Origin of the sequence: Nocardia carnea NBRC 14403, assembly GCF_000308515.1 — a bacterium.
GTDB lineage: Bacteria > Actinomycetota > Actinomycetes > Mycobacteriales > Mycobacteriaceae > Nocardia > Nocardia carnea.
In genome coordinates, this window is the sequence record NZ_BAFV01000015.1 from 224,799 (window position 1) to 243,511 (window position 18,713).

Consider the following 18,713-nt stretch of genomic DNA (forward strand, 5'->3'; position numbering starts at 1 on the left):
AGCAGTCCGCGGCGAGCGATTCGGAGGAGAACGCGTCGGATCACGCCGACTCGAATGCGGACGGCCCGGACCCGGACGACTCGGAGTCCGACGGGTCGGTCGGCGCGGAGTCCGATACGGCCGACCCCGATGCCGCTGACGCGGCCGGCGACAGCCCGGATGCCGGCGATCCGGGCGGGAACAACCCGGATGCCGGCAGCTCTCAGCCCGACGCTTCGGGCCCGGACGATTCGGACATCGATGGTTCGGACTCGGACCATTCGGATGGGGAGGCCTCGGACCCCGGCGATTCGGATGCGGGCAACTCGGATTCGAGCGGATTCGCGGCCTCGGCCCGGCGCCTGTTCAGGTCGCTACCGGAACCCCCTATGACCTTGGCCGATCCGGCCCTGCTGCGGGTAATCGGGCCGGACCACCTCGCGCCACTGGAGGACGAATCGATCCAAACCGCGGTCGAGGACGCGCTGTCCGGGCCGGACGGATTCGTCCGCTACGCCGATCCGAGCAGCTTTCCCACCTCTGACAACCCGTACGGCCGGCTGATCAACCCCGACCCGTACGGCCGGCCGGGGCGTATCACCAACTGCGCGGATTGTGTGCTGGCGGGGCTGGCGACCTTCTTCGGTTTCCCCCTGGCCGGAGTTCCGGTGTATCCCGGGGTCGTCGACGGCGAGGTCGCCTGGGGTGGTGAATACGCCGCCGCTCGAAGGCAATTCGCGGTTACCGGACTCGTCGAAGCGGAGATCGGCAATGCCGCCGGGCGGGTTCGCGAAGTGCTCACCGCTGTCTCCGATCATGTGCGCCACCTGGGGCAGAGCTCGGCGGCCATCGTGTCCAACGGATGGGCGAAGATTGATCGCGATACCGGTGAGCGGGTGCCGGGCAGTGATGGGCTACCGATGGCGGATTCCGAAGGACATGTCATCCTTCTCGTCTATCCGGTGCCCACGAAGCGCAACGCGGCCGGTGAGCTGATCGATCCGGGCCCGCTCTGGTGGGATCCGCAAGCCGGCACGATGTCGCGGGAGCCATTCGAGAAGTTCGTCGACGATTCGATGCGGCTCGCTGTCACCTTCATTCCGCCGGGACGCACCATTGCCCGGATGCCCGCGGCGGGTCCGCCGGTGCCGCATCCGCTGCCGCCGCCCGGTCCGCTGCCGGCGGTTGCTCCGGTCCGCGGCCGGCCGGCTCCGCTCCGGTTGTCCGATCCGGCACACACGCGCCGTTTCGGCTGGAATGCGTTGTCGCCGGTCGCGCACCCCGGTCACCAGAATCTGCTGGAACGCTCCCTCCGGCACCACACCGGTGGGTTCGTGGTCGGTGCCGACCCCAGCAGCTATCCGGCACCCGGATATCCGTACGGGCGGATGATCAACTTCGGCGGCAGCGGTATGGATGAGCGCCGCATCAACCGCTGGGACGCACTCCAGTCGGGATTATCGTCCTTCCTGGGCAATCCGTTGACCGCGGCGGAGCGGAACCCGGCCGCGGGTGCGGTCGATCCCGAGGGGCTCACGCGCACACTGCAGTGGTTGCAGACCCCGCCGGACAGTTTCGCGGACGTACCGGTGGAGCAGCGGCCCGCGGCGCTGCAGGCATGGGTGCACCACCTCGGCCCAGGGGCTGTGGCGGTGGCGTTCTTCGGACTCGGCGAGCGGGATCCGGATACCGGTGCGCTGCGGACGGATCAGGCCGGCCTGCCCGCTTTTTCGCACTACGAGCCGATGCTGGTGATCTTCCCCGTGGTCACCACCGCCGATGGGCAGACGCCGCCGCCCATCGAGCCGAAGTGGTGGGATCCGCTCACCAACGGGACGTGGGATGCGGCCCCGGACGAACTGGCCGGTCTGACGGTCCGTTTCGGATTCGTCATGCTGCGGCCGGGAACGACGGTCGATGCGGCCGCTCGCGGCCCGGCGGTCGCACTGCCGCCGCCTCCGCTGGTGGCGCCGTCGAGTAGCCGGCCGGGGCCGCCCATGCGGTTGCCCGATCCTGCGGGCAGCCGTAGTGCGCGGTGGCTGGCGCCGTTGGAGTACACCGATTCACAGGTGACACTGACCTCGGTGCTGACCGGCGACGACGGAAAGCCGGTGGTGGGGGCCGATCCCCGGAGCTTCCCGGCACCGGGACTGTCCTACGGGTGGCTGGTCAACCTGGGGGGCGGTTCCGTATTCGGGCGGTCGACGAACAAATGGGACGCGATGCTTTCGGGGCTGGCGACCTTCCTGGGGCATCCATCGGTGTCGCTCCCACGGGCTGTGGATATCGGCGGTGACTCCTACAGCGGTTCGCTCGACGGCGACGGCCGGCAGCGGGCCCTCAACTGGTTGCGCACCAAACCGGATCGCTACCGCACCGGATCGACGGAGCAGCACTACGCGGCACTACAGGCATGGATACAGATGCTCGGACCGGGCTCGGGAGCGCTGGTGATGCGCGCGGTCCCCGAAACCGATCCGGAAACCGGGGCACCGCTGCGGGAGAACGGCAGGTTCGTGGTTTCCCATCACGAACCCATGGCACTGCTGCTCTACCCGGCGGTGACCTCGCGCGAGAATCCGGCCCCACCCCCCGGGCCGGTGTGGTGGGACCCGGTTTTCGACGAGACGTGGGAACAACCACCGGCCGAGATGACCACCGCCCTCGGAAATATCGACTTCATCGCGATACCGCCCGGCCGGATCGTGGACCCCGGTATCGATGCCGGCTACGATTCGGACATCTTGTCGTCCGAGGAGTCGGATGAATTCGACTCTGACAGTGCGGATTCCGAATTCGGTGATGCGGACGGTGCTGATCCGGGCGACAGCGGGTCCGATATTGCCGGTCCACAGGGGCGCTCGCAGTACCTGATCGGATACGGCGCGGACCGGCATACCCCGGCGGACGGACGGTCCGAGCGGGTGGTTCCGCTGATGGAGCCCTCGCCGGTGACGCCGATGACTACAGTTGCGTGGTTCACCGACGAGGAACTGGCTGTGATCCCGCACCTGTACAAGGATCAGGATCACGCCGTGTGGAGCGGGGTCGGGCAGCGGTATCAGGACGAGCTGGAAGCGTCGGTGTCGGTCGGCGACCGGTTCGCGCCGTTCCAGGATCCGGTGACGTTCACGATGGTGCCGTATGGCAGACCGTACGGGCAGTTGATCGCTGCCGAGGGCCGGCGGGGCCTGCGCGAATCGTGCGAGGATATCTCCCTGTCGCTGATCGCCACCTTCTTCGGTCGGCCGCAGGTCGCGGCCGAGCGGATCGGGCGTAACAGAAACGATCTGCTGACCGACGGCCTGCATCAGGCCATGCGATTCCTGGGAAACAAGAACGTCTCCTACCACGACGGCGCCAGTACTGTCGCGCAGCAATACCGGCTGGCGAACGAGCGGATCACCGCACTGGGGCCGGGTGCGGCGGCCTTTGTCGAGCTCCAGTGGCACAAGACAGCGAACGGCCGCAAGCTGTACCACTCGGACGGGTCACCACAGATCGACGACGGCCACGTCATCGTGGCGATGTATCCGGATTACGGTCCGGACCCGGCGGATGACAAGGGACCGGTCTGGTACGACGGTCAGACGCGGATGTACAGCTACAACTCTCCGCCCGCCGATACTGTGCAGCACACCGCGCAGGTCTCTTTCGTTTTCGGTACTCCCAGGTCGGTGGTGGCCGCGGCGAAACATCGCCAGGCGGTGCAGGATTCGCTACGTGATGATCGCGGCAGGCCGGCCCGCTACCGGATGCCGAACCATACGCTCGTGCCGGGGGGCCGCCCCTACCAGGACCTGATCGATTTCCGCGCCGGGCCGCCGGGCCGGTTCAGCATTATCGAGGCCGCGGTGGCCGGCGCCTCGTGCTTCCTCGGTAACCCGGCCTTCGTGGTGCCGCACCGTGACAGCCACAGTGCCGACGGCCGCCCGGCCCCGGACCGTCTGCTGACAGGGAACGGTCTGGAGTTCGTCCAGCTGTGGTTCGGGCGGCCGCTGCGTTCACTGGCCGAGGGGGACCGGACGATCCGCGAGCAGTTCGCCATGGCCCATGACGAGGTGCTGGCGCTGGGCTCCGGGTCGCTCGGACTGGTCACCGTCGCAAGTGACCGGCAAGGCGCCCACCGCTCGCTGCTGCTGCTGTCTCCGCGCTCGGAGAACGGCGCGGATATGCCCCCGGTGTGGTGGGAGCCCCTGACCGGCGAGATGTACTCGATGCGGGAAGCGTTCAGCATCCTTGCGCAGCAGCCGGGTTTCGAGACGCTCGGGTTCGTTGCCGATACCGGCCGGGCCCTGCGCGCGCACCTGAAGCGGCCGTTACCCGCGCTCACCGGCACGGAGGCACCGGCCACTCGGCGTGGTCGGGTGCGTGAGCTGCCGGCCGGGCCCGATGCGCAGGCGCCGTTCGAGTCCCGGATCGCCGAACTCGCCGCGACGGCCACGGGTCCCGAAACCGCCACCGATCCGGAAGCCGGCCGGTACTCCGAACCGGGGCGGCCGGGCGACGATTCGGACAGCATCATCTGGCCGGACGAGGTGGAGGAATACGGCGCGGACAGCGATGATCCGGACGCGGCCGATACCGAGGGCGATCAGGGCGCGGCTCAGCTGATCCAGCTGAGCCGGGCCGGCGCCGACCGGCACTCCCCGCCGGCGCGGATCGTGCCACAGATCCAACCGGCGGCAGCGACACCGATGAACACCGTTCCGTGGTTCACGGCCGCGGAACGTGCCCTGCTCCCGAAACTGTTCAAGGATCAGGATCGTGCCGTGTGGGGTGGGGTCTCGCAGCGGCATCAGGATGCCCTCGAAGCGTCGGTGTGGGTCGGGGACCGGTTCGCCCCGTTCCAGGACCCGGTGACCTTCACGATGGTGCCGGGCGGTAAGCCCTACGGGCAGTTGATCTCTGCCGAGGGCCGGCGAGGCATGGGCATGGCGTGCCAGGATATTACGCTGTCGCTGATCGCCACCTTCTACGGTATGCCCCAGGCCGCGGCCTCGCAGATCGGTGATATCACCACCGATCTGCTGAAGATGGGCCGCTCCCAGGCCGGCCGTTTCTTCGGTAACCGATACACCTCGTTCGACGACGGGGTCCGCTCGATCGAGCGGCAGTACGAGAAGGCGCACGAACTGATCGAATCCCGCGGGCCGGGGGCGGCGATGTTCGTCAACCTGGCCTGGCACAAGAGCGAAGACGGGCGAAAGCTATACCAGGCCGATGGGCTACCGCAGTTCGATGGCGGGCATGCCCTGGCGGTCCTGTATCCGGATTACGGTCCGGACCCGGCGGACGACAAGGGACCGGTCTGGTACGACGCCCAGACCAAGGAGTTCAGCTACGGCGGTCCGCCGGCAGCGATTCCGGAGAACACCGCGCGGGTCGATTTCGTGCTCGGTACACCCGCTTCGGTGGTGGCGGCAGCCAAGCATCGCAAGGCGCTGTGGCAGTCGCTGAGCGATGAGCAGGGCCGGCCGGTGCGGTACCGGGCGCCCTCGTATACGCCGGTGCCGGGTGGTCGCCCCTACAGCGAGCTGGTCGATTTCGCCGCCGGGCCCCGGGGGCGGTTCGGCTACCTCGACGCGGCGATTGCCGGGGCCGCGAGCTTCCTCGGTATGCCCACCTTCACTGTGCCGAACCGAAACGCGTTCAACTCGGGCGGCCGGCCGGCTCGCTACCGCGACCTGGACCGCGACGACGGTGAAATCGCCCGGACCTGGTTCGGTGGCGAGACGGTATCGCTGGCGCGGGACGGCCGGACGATCGCGGAGCAGTTCACCGAAGCCCACGAGATGGTGCGGAAACTGGGTTCCGGCTCGCTGGGGCTGGTGGTCGTTTCCGGCGGGCCCCGCGGCGCCGAGCACAGTGCGCTGCTCCTGCTCTACCCCAGATCCGACGACGGTGCCGATATGCCGCTGCAGTGGTGGAACACCACGACCGGCAAGAAATACTCGCACCGGGACGCACTGACCCACCTGGTCCGGGAGCCGAAGTTCGAGGCGCTCGGAATCGTGGCCGCTACCGGCGAGCAGCTACTGACGCATCTGCGGAATCCGCTGTACATCCCGACGGCCACCGGGGACCCGGCACACGGGCCCGGGCGAGTGCAGGAACTCGGAGTGGCCGGGTCTCCCGGGATTCCGCACGCTCGGGCTCTGGCCCCGGCCACGGGGGCGGAGCAAGGCGGCGCCGCAGATGTGGGGCCCCGGGGCCCCGGGCAGGTGTTCGAGTTGCCCGACGACGATCCGCGGGAACCCGACCTGGTGGGCACGGCGGCCGGCCGGGGTGGTGCCGAGCAGCCGGGCGCCGCACCGATCGCCGGGGATCCGGGCAACGACCGACCGGATGCTCCAGGGGACACCCGCCCTGCCGCCGGCGAGCCGCAACAGCCGGCCCTCCGTAAGCGGTCGGTATCGGATGACGAGGCGGCCCCACGCAAACGCCCGCGCACCGACGTCACGGACCCATCCGCGGCGAACCCGGAGCCGGTCTCCGTCCGGCCGCAGCCCACGCTCGCCCTGGTCTGGAACCGGCCGGAACCTCCGCTGCGCTTGGCCGATCCGGCAGCGAGCCGCCGGTTCGGCCCCGGGCAGCTGGCCCCCATCGAACACCCTGTCCTGCAGCAGATTCTGAATGCCGAGCTCCGGGACCGCGATGGAAACACGGTAGCCGGGGCCGATCCGCGCACCTTCCCGGTCCCGGGCGCCGGGTACGGCCGCCTGGTCAATGCGGCGGGATTCTTCCCCCTCGGACGCCGCACCAACCGATGGGATGCGACGCTGGCCGGCTTGGCGTCGTTCCTGGGCTACCCTTCGGCCGCCCTGCCGCGATCCGAGGTGGGGCTCCCTCCCCACAACGACCATAACGAGGGGACAGCCGGATTCCAGCGGGCCGTGCGGTGGCTGCAGACCCGGCCCGATTCCTTCGCCGCCGGCACGCTACCGGAACAATATGCGGCGCTGCACGAGCTGGTCCGCACCCGTGGACCGGGGACAGCGGTCCTGGTGATCCATGTAATTCCCGAGATCGACCCCGCGACGCGCCAACCGGTACGAGATCCCGGCGGCGGCATTCGCGCCGCCCACGAGCCGATGGTGATCGCGTATCCGCGGATCACCGCACGGGACAACGAGAATCCGGCGACCGGGCCGGTGTGGTGGCTGCCGTGGAGCAACGAAACCTGGACCCACCCGCCGTTCTCTCCGCTGCTGGGCAGCGCCTCGTTCGGTTTCATCGTCATCCCCGCGGATCGCACCGTCGGCGCACCGATCAGCGATGCGGCGAGTGGGCGGCCGGACCACGGGCTGTACCGGACCCACAACTACAAAGCCGCGCTGCGGTTGCCCGATCCCGCCCGGTCCCGGCCCTACGGTCCCGGATTTCTCGATCAGCTCGAGCACCCCGGTATGCAGAAGGCAGTGGAGCAGTCGCTGCGCGACCGCAACGGCCATACCGTCACCGGCGCCGATCCACAGACTTATCCGTCACCGAACGACCCGTACGGGCTGCGGGTCAACGGTCTGCAGAGCGGCTATGCCATGCGGGGCCGGACCGAGAACGAATGGGAGGCCATCCGGGCCGGACTGGCCTCGTTCAAGGGGTACCCCACGGTCGCGTATCCCCGGCATCCCGGTCCGGATCCCGATCCGGCCCGAGCCGTGGATACGCGCTGGGTCTCCTGGCTCTGTGCGTGGCTGGGCAGCCGGCCCGATACCTTCCGCGGGCCTTTGCCCATCACGCAGCAGTACGCGGCACTGCACCTGCTGGTGGCCACCAACGGCCCGGGTACGGCGGCGGTCGCGCTGCGGGCGATGCCTGCGCTCGATCCGTCCACGAACAGGCCACTGGTGCGGGACGGCAAGTTCGTGTTCTCCCACTATGCTCCGCTGCTGGTGGTCTTCCCGCAGTTCGACACGATCGACGCTCCCGAAACACCCCCGGCGCCCAAGTGGTGGAACCCGATGACCGGCGAGATCTGGGTCCAGCCGACGACGGCGCTGATGGCCGGCAGTATCGCCCTCGCGTTCATCCCGGTGGATAGTCGCACCACGATCGACCCGGCGCTGGAGCGCCCGACGAATGCCCCTGCGCCGCCGGACGCGACCGAGCACGCCGACGTTCCCGGCCCGGAGACACCGGTCAACAGTGAGCCGCCGGATGTCGACGAGGATATCTACGGTGTCTCCGACCGAGGCGGGGAGGCGCCTGCCGTCGGCGACGACGTGACAGGTGCGGTGGATCCGGCGACGGGCGCGGTGCCGGCGGCCGCGCCGCAGGTGGATTCCGCTGGGCGGCTGGGCGTTCCGTCCGAGGCCGGGTGGCAAGCCGGGGAGTCGGGTGATACGGCCGGGACTCCGTTGCGGATCCGGGAGCGGTTACGTCACCTGCTGGGTGCGGCACGGTCGCGAATGTCGACTCGGGCGCGCGCCGGGGCCGGCGGTGTGCTTCCGCGGCTGACCGAGCAGGAACTGGCGTTGGTACCCGATCCGGCCGAACGCCGTGACGGTAACGGATACGAGCCGGTCGACCCGGCGGATCAGGCTGCGCTGGAAGCGGCAGTGCGGGATCCGCGGACAGGCCGGTTCCTGCAGTTCCAGAATTTGGCGGAATTCTCGGCAACAGGCGGAAAGCCGGCCGGGGAATTGATCAAACGGCCCGGGCACCCGGGCGCCCGGGCGCCGGGTGAATTGTGCGGATCTGACGCTTTCGTCGATTGTGACGTTCTACGGCGTACCCCAGACCGGGGCGGGGCGGACCGGCCGGCCGCCGCGAGATTACTTCACATACAGCGATATGCAGGCGTCTCAACTGCTCGGCAATCGTTCCGTCTACTTCGGTGATCCCGGCACCCGATCGATCGCCGAGCAATACCGTGCAGCGCACGAACTCATCAGGCAATTGGGCCCGGGAACGGTAGCGCAGATCAACAACTACTGGCAGGCCACCGACGTGGACGGGCGGCCGCGGTCAAATGCCGACGGTTCGCCCAAACTGCTCGGTGGACACGGCACGATCGCTTTCTACCCCGACGATGGTTCGGCCGGTGGTCCTATCTGGTATGACCCGATGTCTCCTGTCTGGTATGACCCGATGTCGCAGGACCACGGGCCACCGGAGGAGTACATGGCTCTGGCCGGAAAAGTGAATATCGTGGTCGGCCGCCCCGACCTTTATGTGGCCGCGTTGCGTCATCGCATATCGCTGCGCGAGGCGATGAGTGACGGTGCGGGCGGATTCATGAGGTACCAGGATCCGTTCGTTCCGGCGCGTTCCGGGCGAGCCTACGGTGAGTTCGTCGTATTCGGTCGCGGTGACCGGCGCGGCCGGGTCAATTTCTCCGAGTCGGCGTTGGCGGGGGTGTCGTGCTTCCTGGGCCGGCCCAATTTCGCGGTCCCGAGCTGGAGTTATCTGAATCCGGAGGGCCGGGAGGCCTCCGATGCGGCGTTGCTGGAGGGCGCCCGGGACCGGGTGAAGGACTACTTCGGTAAACCGCTGGGCCCGGTATCGCCACATCCGCAGTCCCTGCCGCAGCAGATCGACTCCGCCTACCAGCAGGTGCTGCGGTCGGGTACCGGGTCGGTGGGCGTGGCGTTCCTCGCGTCGCCGGAAACAACTGACAAGACCACGGGGCAGAGTGTGCCGGGTACGGATATCGCGGCGATGGTGCTGATCTATCCGGACGCTGGCCCAGACGGGCAGCAGCGTCCGCCGGTGTGGTGGGACACCATGACGAACACCCGGTATTCGCAGGACGAGATACAAGGTCTGGTGGCCCGGACGCCGGAATTCGGCAGTATCTCGTTCGTATCGGCCGCCGGCGCGGAGTTGCTGCAGCACCTGTCGCAGCCGTCGGGCTTCTATCCGGCCTATATGTTCACCCGAGAGTCGTCGGGCGACGTGACCGGGGAACCCGCGAAAACCGCAGGACCGGCGGATTCCCAACCTGGCGGTGGACCGGATTCCGGGCCGGTGGCCGGGGTCGATCACGCCGGGAATCAGGATCGCCACGATCCGGCCGAACAGCAGAATTCCACCCGGCCGGGCGCGGATACGGCCGTGGCGGACGTCGTCGCGCCGGACCTGCAGCCGGTGCCCGCCCGGGAACCGCCGATGCAATTGATCGACCCGGCGCAGACCCGGTTCTTCGGGCCGGGGTTCCTCGCCGGGCTGGAAGATCCCGGGCTGCAGACAACGCTCGAGAATATGATGCGGACACCGGACGGAGAGTTCGCCAGATACGCTGACCCCAGTACGTTTCCATCCAGCGCCGACCCCTACGGCGCGCGGATCAATCCCGGCTTCGGGACAGCGGTGGGCCGCGCCGCCAACTGTGTCGACTGTGTCCAGTCCGGATTGGCGACCTTCCTCGGCTTGCCGACTACCGCCGTGCCGACCTTCCCGCTGGTTCAGAACGGTGTACTGCGGTGGGAGGTTCCCGATATCGGCAACAACCGCCGGCAGCGCTGGATGCTCCGAACGCCGTGGCGCGGTTTCAAGAACACCGACCTCTCCATACCGCAGCAATTCGATGCGGTGCACGATATGGTCCGATCGCTGCGGCCGGGGTCGGCTGCGGTTGTCGAAGTCGATTTCCGGGTGCCGGACCCGGCGTCCGGCGGGCCGAACACGAGCAGCCCGCCGCCGCCGTCCAGCCATGTGCTGCTGGTCGTCTACCCGAAGCCGGACCCGGCGCAGGTCGGCGCGGACGGGAAGATCATCGACCAGGGACCGCTGTGGTGGGATCCGCAGACCGGTGCAATGTCACGGCAACCGATCAATTCGTACGTCCGGGCAACGACCAGAGTCCGCTATGTGCCCATTCCGCCCGGGCGAAGTGTCCGAGCTGCCGCCCCTGCAGGTCGGCGCCCCGCCCCCCGGCAGCGGTCGCATGCTGCCGGGGCGCCACCGCCCGGGCCGCTGACCGCACCGGTGCACAACCATCCGGCACCGCCGGCGCGGCTGGCGGATCCGGCGTGGGGACGCAGGTTCGGCGTCGGCGGGTTGAATCCCACTACGCATCACCCCGGTGTGCAGCGGGTTCTGGAGGATTCGCTGCGGGACCGGGCCGGCAACTTTGTGACCGGGGCCGATCCGCAGACCTATCCGGCACCGAACCTGTCCTACGGGTGGATGATCAACGACGGCGGCATCGGCGATGCACGGCTCTATGTGGACGAATGGGACGCGGCATTGGCCGGTGTTTCGACGTTCCTGGGCAATCCGCTGATTGCGATGTTCCGAGACAAGCAGTCTGGGACCACCCATCGTGAGCGGAATATCGATGGACTCAACCGGGCACTCGCCTGGCTGCGAACCGGGCCCGACAACTTCGGTGTCTCCCGGCCGGTGCGGGAACAGTTCGAGGCCTTGCACTACTGGGTCGCCGCACTCGGGCCGGGTTCGGCGGCCCTGGCCATGCGGGCTGTCTCGGCCACCGAACCCGGCACCGGGACCCTCCGTATCTCCCATTTCGAGCCCGTGCTGGTCATCTACCCGGAGTTCGGCGGCGACGATCAGCACCCGCCGACCGGACCGCGGTGGTGGCGGCCGTCGACCAACGAGTACTGGGACAGCCCGCCCATCACGCTGATCGGCGGTACGACGGCGCTCACCTTCATCGCGCTGCCCGCGGGCACCACCGTCGATTCGTCCGCCCGGAACCCGGCGGTGCTGCCGGCGCCGGTAGCCGCGATCGATGACGGGTTGATTCCGGTGGAGCCGCGGCAACTCACGGCGATCGAGCCGGCCCCCGGTCCGGACCAGCGCAGCGAGCTTGCCGGGGATGTGCCGCTGGTGCGGGCGGAGCTTGTGGGTGATGAGCCGGTGCGGTCGGAGCTTGCCGGGGATGTGCCGCTGGTGCGGGCGGAGCTTGTGGGTGATGAGCCGGTGCGGTCGGAGCTTGCCGGGGATGTGCCGCTGGTGCGGGCGGAGCTTGTGGGTGATGAGCCGGTGCGGTCGGAGCTTGCCGGGGATGTGCCGCGGGAGCGGGCGGAGCTTGCGGGCGATATGCCGGTGCGGTCGGAGTTGGTGGGGGATGAGCCGCCCCGGTTCGAATTGGCCGGGGACGAGCCGTCGCGGCCGGAGGTTACCGAAGGGGGCGAGCCCGGGTATGGGCCCGACCCCGGGGCAGACCAGGGCAGCGTCGATTATTCCGAAGGAGTGGGCAATGAACCTACCGCTGCGCACGGAGGCGCAGGTGCGCGAACATATACGGGAGCTGGTGCCGGACGGCCGGGACTTCCGGATCGGCCGGATACCGATCGGGGCATGGCTGATTCAGCCGATCAGCACCGAGGAAGATCGGGCGACGGGCCGGACGGTCGGGATGTCGAGTCTGGTGGCGAACGCGGAAACCGGGGTGGTGCTGCAGTATCCGAGCTGGTCGGCGGGGATGATCATCGAGGACTACACGGAGGCGGTGACGAACGGCCGGACCCCGCAGGCGCGGCAGATCTACCCGCGGCAGACCCGGGTCGAGCTCCTGCGGATCCAGGAGACTCCGGACCGGGTCGACTACCGGGTCAACGTCCGGTCGGAAGTGAAACCGCCGGAACAGTTCACGATGGTGATCGACAAACAGACCCGGCTACCGCAACCGACGACCACCGACGCGATGGTGGCCGCGGCATGGGCGAGCTGGTATCAGGAACAGGACGGGACCTGGCCGGAGATGGGGACCGCACAGTACTGACCCCCGGCGCCCGGTCGCTGGTCCCCGTGCCCAACCACCGGGTACCGGAGCCGCCGGAGCAGTTGGTGGATCCGGCCACCAGCCGTGTCTTCGGGCCGGGACTGCTCGCCCCGCTGGAAGATCCGGCGCTGCAGACAGATTTCGAAGACTCGATGCGCGGCACGGACCGTGAATTCGTCCGCTACGCCGACCCGAGCACGTATCCGGCCGGTGGAACGCCGTACGGCGCGCGGATCAATCCGGGCTACGGCGTCGAACCGGGCCGTTTCACCAACTGCCTCGAATGTGTGCTCTCCGGGCTGGCGACCTTCCTCGGTCACCCACTGGTCGCCGCACCGCGCTACCCCGACACCGTGAACGGGGTGGTGTGCCCGATCGGGCCGGAGCGCAACGGCGGATACCGTACGTACTCGATTCTGCGGACCCCCGTAAACTCCTTCGACAACGGAAACAGGCCGGTATCGGAGCAATTCACCGCGCTGCACGGTTATGTGCAGTCACTCGGCCCGGGTTCGGCGGCCGTTGTACATACTGTGTGGCAGGCGAAGGACCCCGATACCGGGGCGCTCGTGTACGACGCGGCCGGCCGGCCGGTGCCGGGTACCGCGCACGATACGTTGCTCGTCTACCCCGAGCCGGTTCCGGCGAACCTCGACGAGGACGGCAACCTCATCGACGAGGGGCCACTGTGGTGGGATCCGCAGTCGGGCGAGATGAGCCATCTACCACCTGAGCGACTGACACGGGAATCGGTGCGCCTCGAGTTCCGGGCGATCCCGCCGGGCCCTACGATCGCGGGAACGCCGGAAGCCGGCCGACCGGACTCCGGCGTGCCCGCAATCGCACGGCCGGCGCCGACGCAGCAGGTGGTGCTCGCCCCCGTGCACACTCGCCCGGTGCCGCCGCGGCGGCTGCCGGATCCGTCGAAGAGCCGCCGGTACGGACACGGCCGGCTGGCCGGGCTGGAACATCCCGCGTTGCAGACATCGGTCGAACAGGCACTGCGGGACGACAGCGGCAATTTCGTGGCCGGCGCCGATCCGGCGACCTATCCCAGCCCGCAGAACCCCTACGGCTGGCGGATCAACCTCGGCGGGCCCGCCGGTACCGGGCGGGAGGGCAACAAATGGGACGCCGCACTGGCGGGCCTGGCGTCGTTTCTGGGCTTTCCGCTGGCCGCCGTTCCCCTGCACCCGAATCCAGGTTCTGGCCGGCCCACCGGCAGCGATGAGGCCGAAGGGGTGGGCCGGGCCTGCCAGTGGTTGCAGAGCCGGCCCAATGAGTTCAGCGCCGATCTGGACCTGCCCGATCAGTACACGGCCCTGCACACCTGGATCACCATGCTCGGACCGGGCGCGGCGGCCTTGGTGTTCCGGGCGATACCCGAGACGGACCCGGACACCGGTGAGCGGGTCCGTGACGAGCACGGAAAAACTCGGATCTCGCACTTCGAGCCGTTGGTGATCGGTTATCCGACGCGGCAGTCCAAGGACAATCCGCACCCACCGCCCGGTCCGCGCTGGTGGGATCCGGCCAACAGTGACAGCTGGTCGCATCCGCCGGAGGCGCTGATTGCCGACAGCGCGGGGCTCGGCTTCATCGTGGTGCCGCCGGGCCGGTCTGTCGGTTCCGCGCTGCCGGGGGCGCAACGGGTGACGGAACTACCGGACGGCGAGTCGCAGGACAGTGGTGCGGTTCACCGTGGCGGGCAGTTCCCGGCGTCGGCCGGTGCCGGGCGGGAACCCGATGCGCGGTCCACCGTGCCGAACAGCGCCGAATCGAGCACCACGGTCGCAGCCGGCGGGTCGGGTCCGTTCGCGGGGATGGGGCGCCGGCCGGGCGCGGATCCGGGTTTGCTCCTCCCGCAATGGGATCGGTTCCGCGCTCAGGTCGCCGCCGCGCGCTCCGGGCAAGCGGGATCGACCACGCAGTCGGACGGTCGTGGGCGGGCGGACGGGGTACCGGGATCGGCCACGCAGCCGGACGGTCGTGGGCAGGCCCACGAGGTACCGGAACCGGCTACGCAGCCGGCGATGGGCGGCACCGCGACAGCGCACCTGCTGGACTCGACGCTACTGGCCGCTGGTGGTCCGCTCAGCGGCGTACCTTCGCAGGTGCGTGCGCGGATACGCCGACTGCTGTCCCGGCCCACACCGGTGGTGCGCCAGGAGGAGCGACGGGGCACACTGGCTTCCTTGCCTGCCGAAGAGCTGGCGGTGATAGCGCAGCTCGCCGACGACCGCGACGGCCGGATCTGGGGCGAGCTGGAAAGCCCCTCGTATCAGGAGAATCTCGAGCAGGCCCTGCGTCGCTCCGGCCGAACGGGTTTCGCCCGGTTCAAGGATCCGCGAACTTTCACCGCGGTGCCCGGGGGCCGGCCGTTCGGGGAACTCATCAACGGGCCCGGCCGGCGCGGGCCCGGCCGGTACGACAACTGTCAGGACACCGCGCTGTCGCTGTTTGCCTCCCTGGTGGGTAAACCGCAGGTTGCCGCGCCGCGGATCGGACTGGCACCGGGCAGCCTGTTCACCGGGAAAGCGCAGGCGCAGCGGTTCGCCGGTAACCGGGTCATTACTTTCGCAGGTTCGGTCCGCGCACAGTTCCGGGCAGCGCACCGGCATATCGCCGCGCTGGGCCCCGGAACGGCGGTGTATGTCGAGATGAATTGGCACGCAACCGATGACCGTGGCGAGAAGCTGTATCACGCCGACGGATCGCCGAGGTTCGATCGCGGGCACGACATCATCGTGGTGGATCCGGTTCAGACAGGTGAGAAACCCGCGGGGCCGGTCTGGTACGACCCACAGATCGGGAAAGGGTACAGTCGCCCGCCCGAAGCGTTCCTGAAACGGGCGGCAGCGGTGTCCTTCGTCATCGGTACGAACGAGACCGTCGTATCCACCGCGAAACATCGCGCCGCACTCGAGGCGGCACTGAGCGCGGGCGGCAACGAGTTCGTCCCGCATCGCGATCCCGGTACGTACACCGCGGTCCCCGGCGGCGTGCCCTACGGTGAACTCGTCAACCTCGGCGGCGGTTTCCCGCCGGGCGGCCGGCTCAGTTTCTACGAGTCGGCGGTGGCAGGGCTGTCCAGTTTCGGTGGCCGGCCGGTATTCGCCGTCCCGAACTGGGATCACCTGAATCCGGGCGGGCGGCCCCTGCCGGACGAGGCCCTGTACCAGGGCGGCCGCAAACTCGTCGAGGAGATGTTCGGTGCGCCGATCACGGCCCCGCAGGCCGGTACGCGAGCTCAGCAGCTCACCGAGATCTATGACGAAGTTGTCGAGCTCGGCGTCGGATCGGCAGCCTTCGTCGAGGTGTCCTCCGGTGATCCGCGGACTCCGGTCAAGGCGGGGCTCGTGCTGGTACACCCGGAGCCGGATACCGGCGGTGGCCGGCCCATGCCGAAGTGGTGGAACACGATGACGAACGCCACCTACTCACACGACGAGGCGCTGGTATTGCTGGCCGAGGCCGGTGACCTCTCCTACGTCGCGGCCGATGCGGAGAGGCTGCGAAACTTCTCGCGCACTGTCAGCTGGCCGCTGGACCGGAATTCGATCTCGCCCGAACGCCCCGTACGGACGCTGCGGGAGGTCGAGCCGGACTCGGCCGGTCTCGGAACAGCATCCGACGATCCGGCCGGTACATCCGGGCTTCCGAAAGGCCGGCGGGTTCGGTACCGCGGGCACGGCCGTCCGCAGCGTGTGCGCCCGAAGGAATGGTCGCTGCCCAACGATTTCGAGGCTCCGGATTCGGCCGGGAAACCGTGGCTGCCGGAAGGCGCCGTACCGGAAGAGGGGGAGAACACTCCGGAATCCACCGGGCCGGCCGCGGACGATCCAGCGGCCTCGGACGGTACCGGCACACCACCGGACGAACCGGAGGTGGACAAACCGTTCACCTTGAACTGATCCGATAACAGCCGGACCGAAATGGCCCGCCGCAGGACTGGAGGAAGCGATATGGCCGAGGTATTGGAAACCGTGGAGGATGTGCAGCGCTACTTGGCCGAGGCCTTCGGCCCGGAGGCGGAGTTCACGGTGTACCCGTCCGAGTTCGGGTGGGTGTGCCGGGAGGCTATACCGGCCAACGACCCCGAAGCCGGATTCGGACTGGGGAACTATGTGGTGAACCGGGTGACCGGCGTGGTCACCGCGCACGCGAGCCTGCACCCGCTGATGATCGCCGAAATGTATGACAACGATATCCGGTCGGCCCGCCCGGTCCAGGGATACCAGGTGTACCCGCCGACCTGGGAGATGGAGGTGGAGCGGATGCGCGAAACGCCCACGGAAGTGCAGTACCGGGTCCGTGGCGTCTCCCTACAAGTTCCCCCCGAAGAACCGCCCGTGGAGAACGTGCTGACCATCGACAAGGAAACCTACCGCTACCGCACAGAGGCCGAGAATATTCACGTAACCTGCACACATACCGTCAGCTGGGCCCAATCCCGGCTGCAGCGAGACGGAGCCTGGCCGGAGGGCGCCCGCTTGCAGGCCTGACCGGCGGCGGACCTGGCATTGTCGCGCGGAGATGGCGGCGAGTTCGCTTGCGGGCCACCAGGTATTCAGCGAGGGGCCCCACAATGAGGATGGTTACACGACCCAGGTCCCCGATCCCGTCGGAGCCACACCACGATGAGTTTGTACCTGCCGGAGGAGCTGCGCTGGCTCGGCTGGATCGCGGGGGCACAGTGGCCCGACGGTGACGAGGACAAGGCCTGGGCGGTCTCCGATGCGTGGGGGGTGGCGAAGGACGCCCTGAATCAGCTGCTCGGTGATATCGATCGGGCCAAAGAAGACGCTATGGCAGCCTATCCGGAGGGCGAAGTCCGCGACGCGATGGGCGACCGGTACGAGCAGCTGCGCCGGGGCGAAACGTCGGTGGAAAATCTCGTAAATCTGATGCAGACGCAGCAGGACTCCACCTTCGATATGGGCACCGAGGTCGAGGCCACCAAACTCACCATCATCATCACCCTGTGCTGGCTGGCCGTCGAAATCGCCTGGGCCTGGCTGTTTCCGCCCACCGCGCCCGCCGTCGAAGCCGCCGCGATCGCCTCGACCCGATCCATTCTCAAGGTCATCCAGGACTTCGTGCAGAAGACCATCGCGAATATCGCTCAGCGGATGGGCGCCCCGGTGGCAAAGCGGCATTTCTGGAAAGAACTCGCCAAAGGAAATCTGGTCGCTCCCACTGCGAAGGGGTGGGGCGTGTACGGTGCCCGAGCTTTGGAGGGGGCCATAGTTCCGATGGCGATCGACGGAACCGTGCAGGTGGCGCAGATCGGGCAAGGCCACCGGCGCGAGTTCAACGTCCAACAGCACCTGCTATCGGGTCTGGGTGGTGCCGCCGGTGCGATCCCCGCGCGCGAATTCGGCCGTTACTTGGGTGAAGGCATCGAACACATCGGCGGAAGGTATTTGAACAACGCCCTCGGGCGGACAGCGAACGGAATGTTCATCGGCGCGACCGCCGATATGTTCGGCGCGGTGTTCGGAAACCTGGCGACCGCAATCGCATCGGGCGGCGACTTCTCGATGTTCGCGAACGCCGCGGGCTGGGTCGGAAACGCAGCCCAGGGCGGAATCGTGGGTGGCGTCCGCGGTGCCTCGGCATACAACAGCTATGTGCCGAAGACCACCGACGGATTCACGAATATGTCGGCCTTCCGGAAGAACTCGTGGATACACGGCAACACCTGGTTCTTCTCCAAGTACGAAGGACCGGGTGCGTTCGCTGTCCGGGACCAGCCCGGTGGTAGTGGCGCTGCCGGCGGACCGGGCGAGGAGCGGAACGGCGGTTCCGGAGGTAGGTCTGCACCGGGTACGCCGCCGGGTTCGCCGGCTGTGTCGGTGGGTGGTCCGCCTGGTACGCCGGTGGGCACGCCGCCGGGTTCGCCGGCTGCGTCGGTCGGTGGTCCGCCGGGCACACCGGTGGGTACGCCGCCGGGTACGCCGCCGGGTTCGCCGGCTGCGTCGGTGGGTGGTCCGCCGGGTTCGCCGCCCGGAACGCCGGTGGGTACGCCGCCGGGTTC

The 18,713-nt window shown here is 68.5% G+C and carries 4 protein-coding genes and 1 pseudogene; all 5 read left to right on the forward strand.

Translation table 11 applies throughout. The features are described from left to right. The first annotated feature begins 368 nt into the window (after positions 1 to 368). Complete coding sequence (locus tag ON22_RS37810) at positions 369 to 8,822, forward strand: toxin glutamine deamidase domain-containing protein (RefSeq protein WP_255218510.1); 8,454 nt, start codon at positions 369 to 371, stop codon at positions 8,820 to 8,822. Further along, positions 8,728 to 8,994, forward strand: a pseudogene (locus ON22_RS38480) (hypothetical protein); the annotation flags it as partial. The gene ON22_RS37810 and the pseudogene ON22_RS38480, both read left to right, overlap by 95 nt. Positions 8,995 to 10,188: 1,194 nt before the next feature. After that, positions 10,189 to 16,587 carry a toxin glutamine deamidase domain-containing protein gene (locus ON22_RS38485; RefSeq protein ID WP_373280843.1) on the forward strand — a complete coding sequence of 2,133 codons (6,399 nt, stop codon included), beginning with the start codon at positions 10,189 to 10,191 and terminating at the stop codon, positions 16,585 to 16,587. Positions 16,588 to 16,638: 51 nt separating this feature from the next. Continuing rightward, positions 16,639 to 17,178 carry a hypothetical protein gene (locus tag ON22_RS05090; protein WP_033247498.1) on the forward strand — a complete coding sequence of 180 codons (540 nt, stop codon included), beginning with the start codon at positions 16,639 to 16,641 and terminating at the stop codon, positions 17,176 to 17,178. Between the two features lie 135 nt (positions 17,179 to 17,313). Next, positions 17,314 to 18,713, forward strand: a 1,400-nt coding sequence (locus ON22_RS05095; protein ID WP_043739846.1) for a WXG100-like domain-containing protein, incomplete at its 3' end; no start/stop codon positions are given.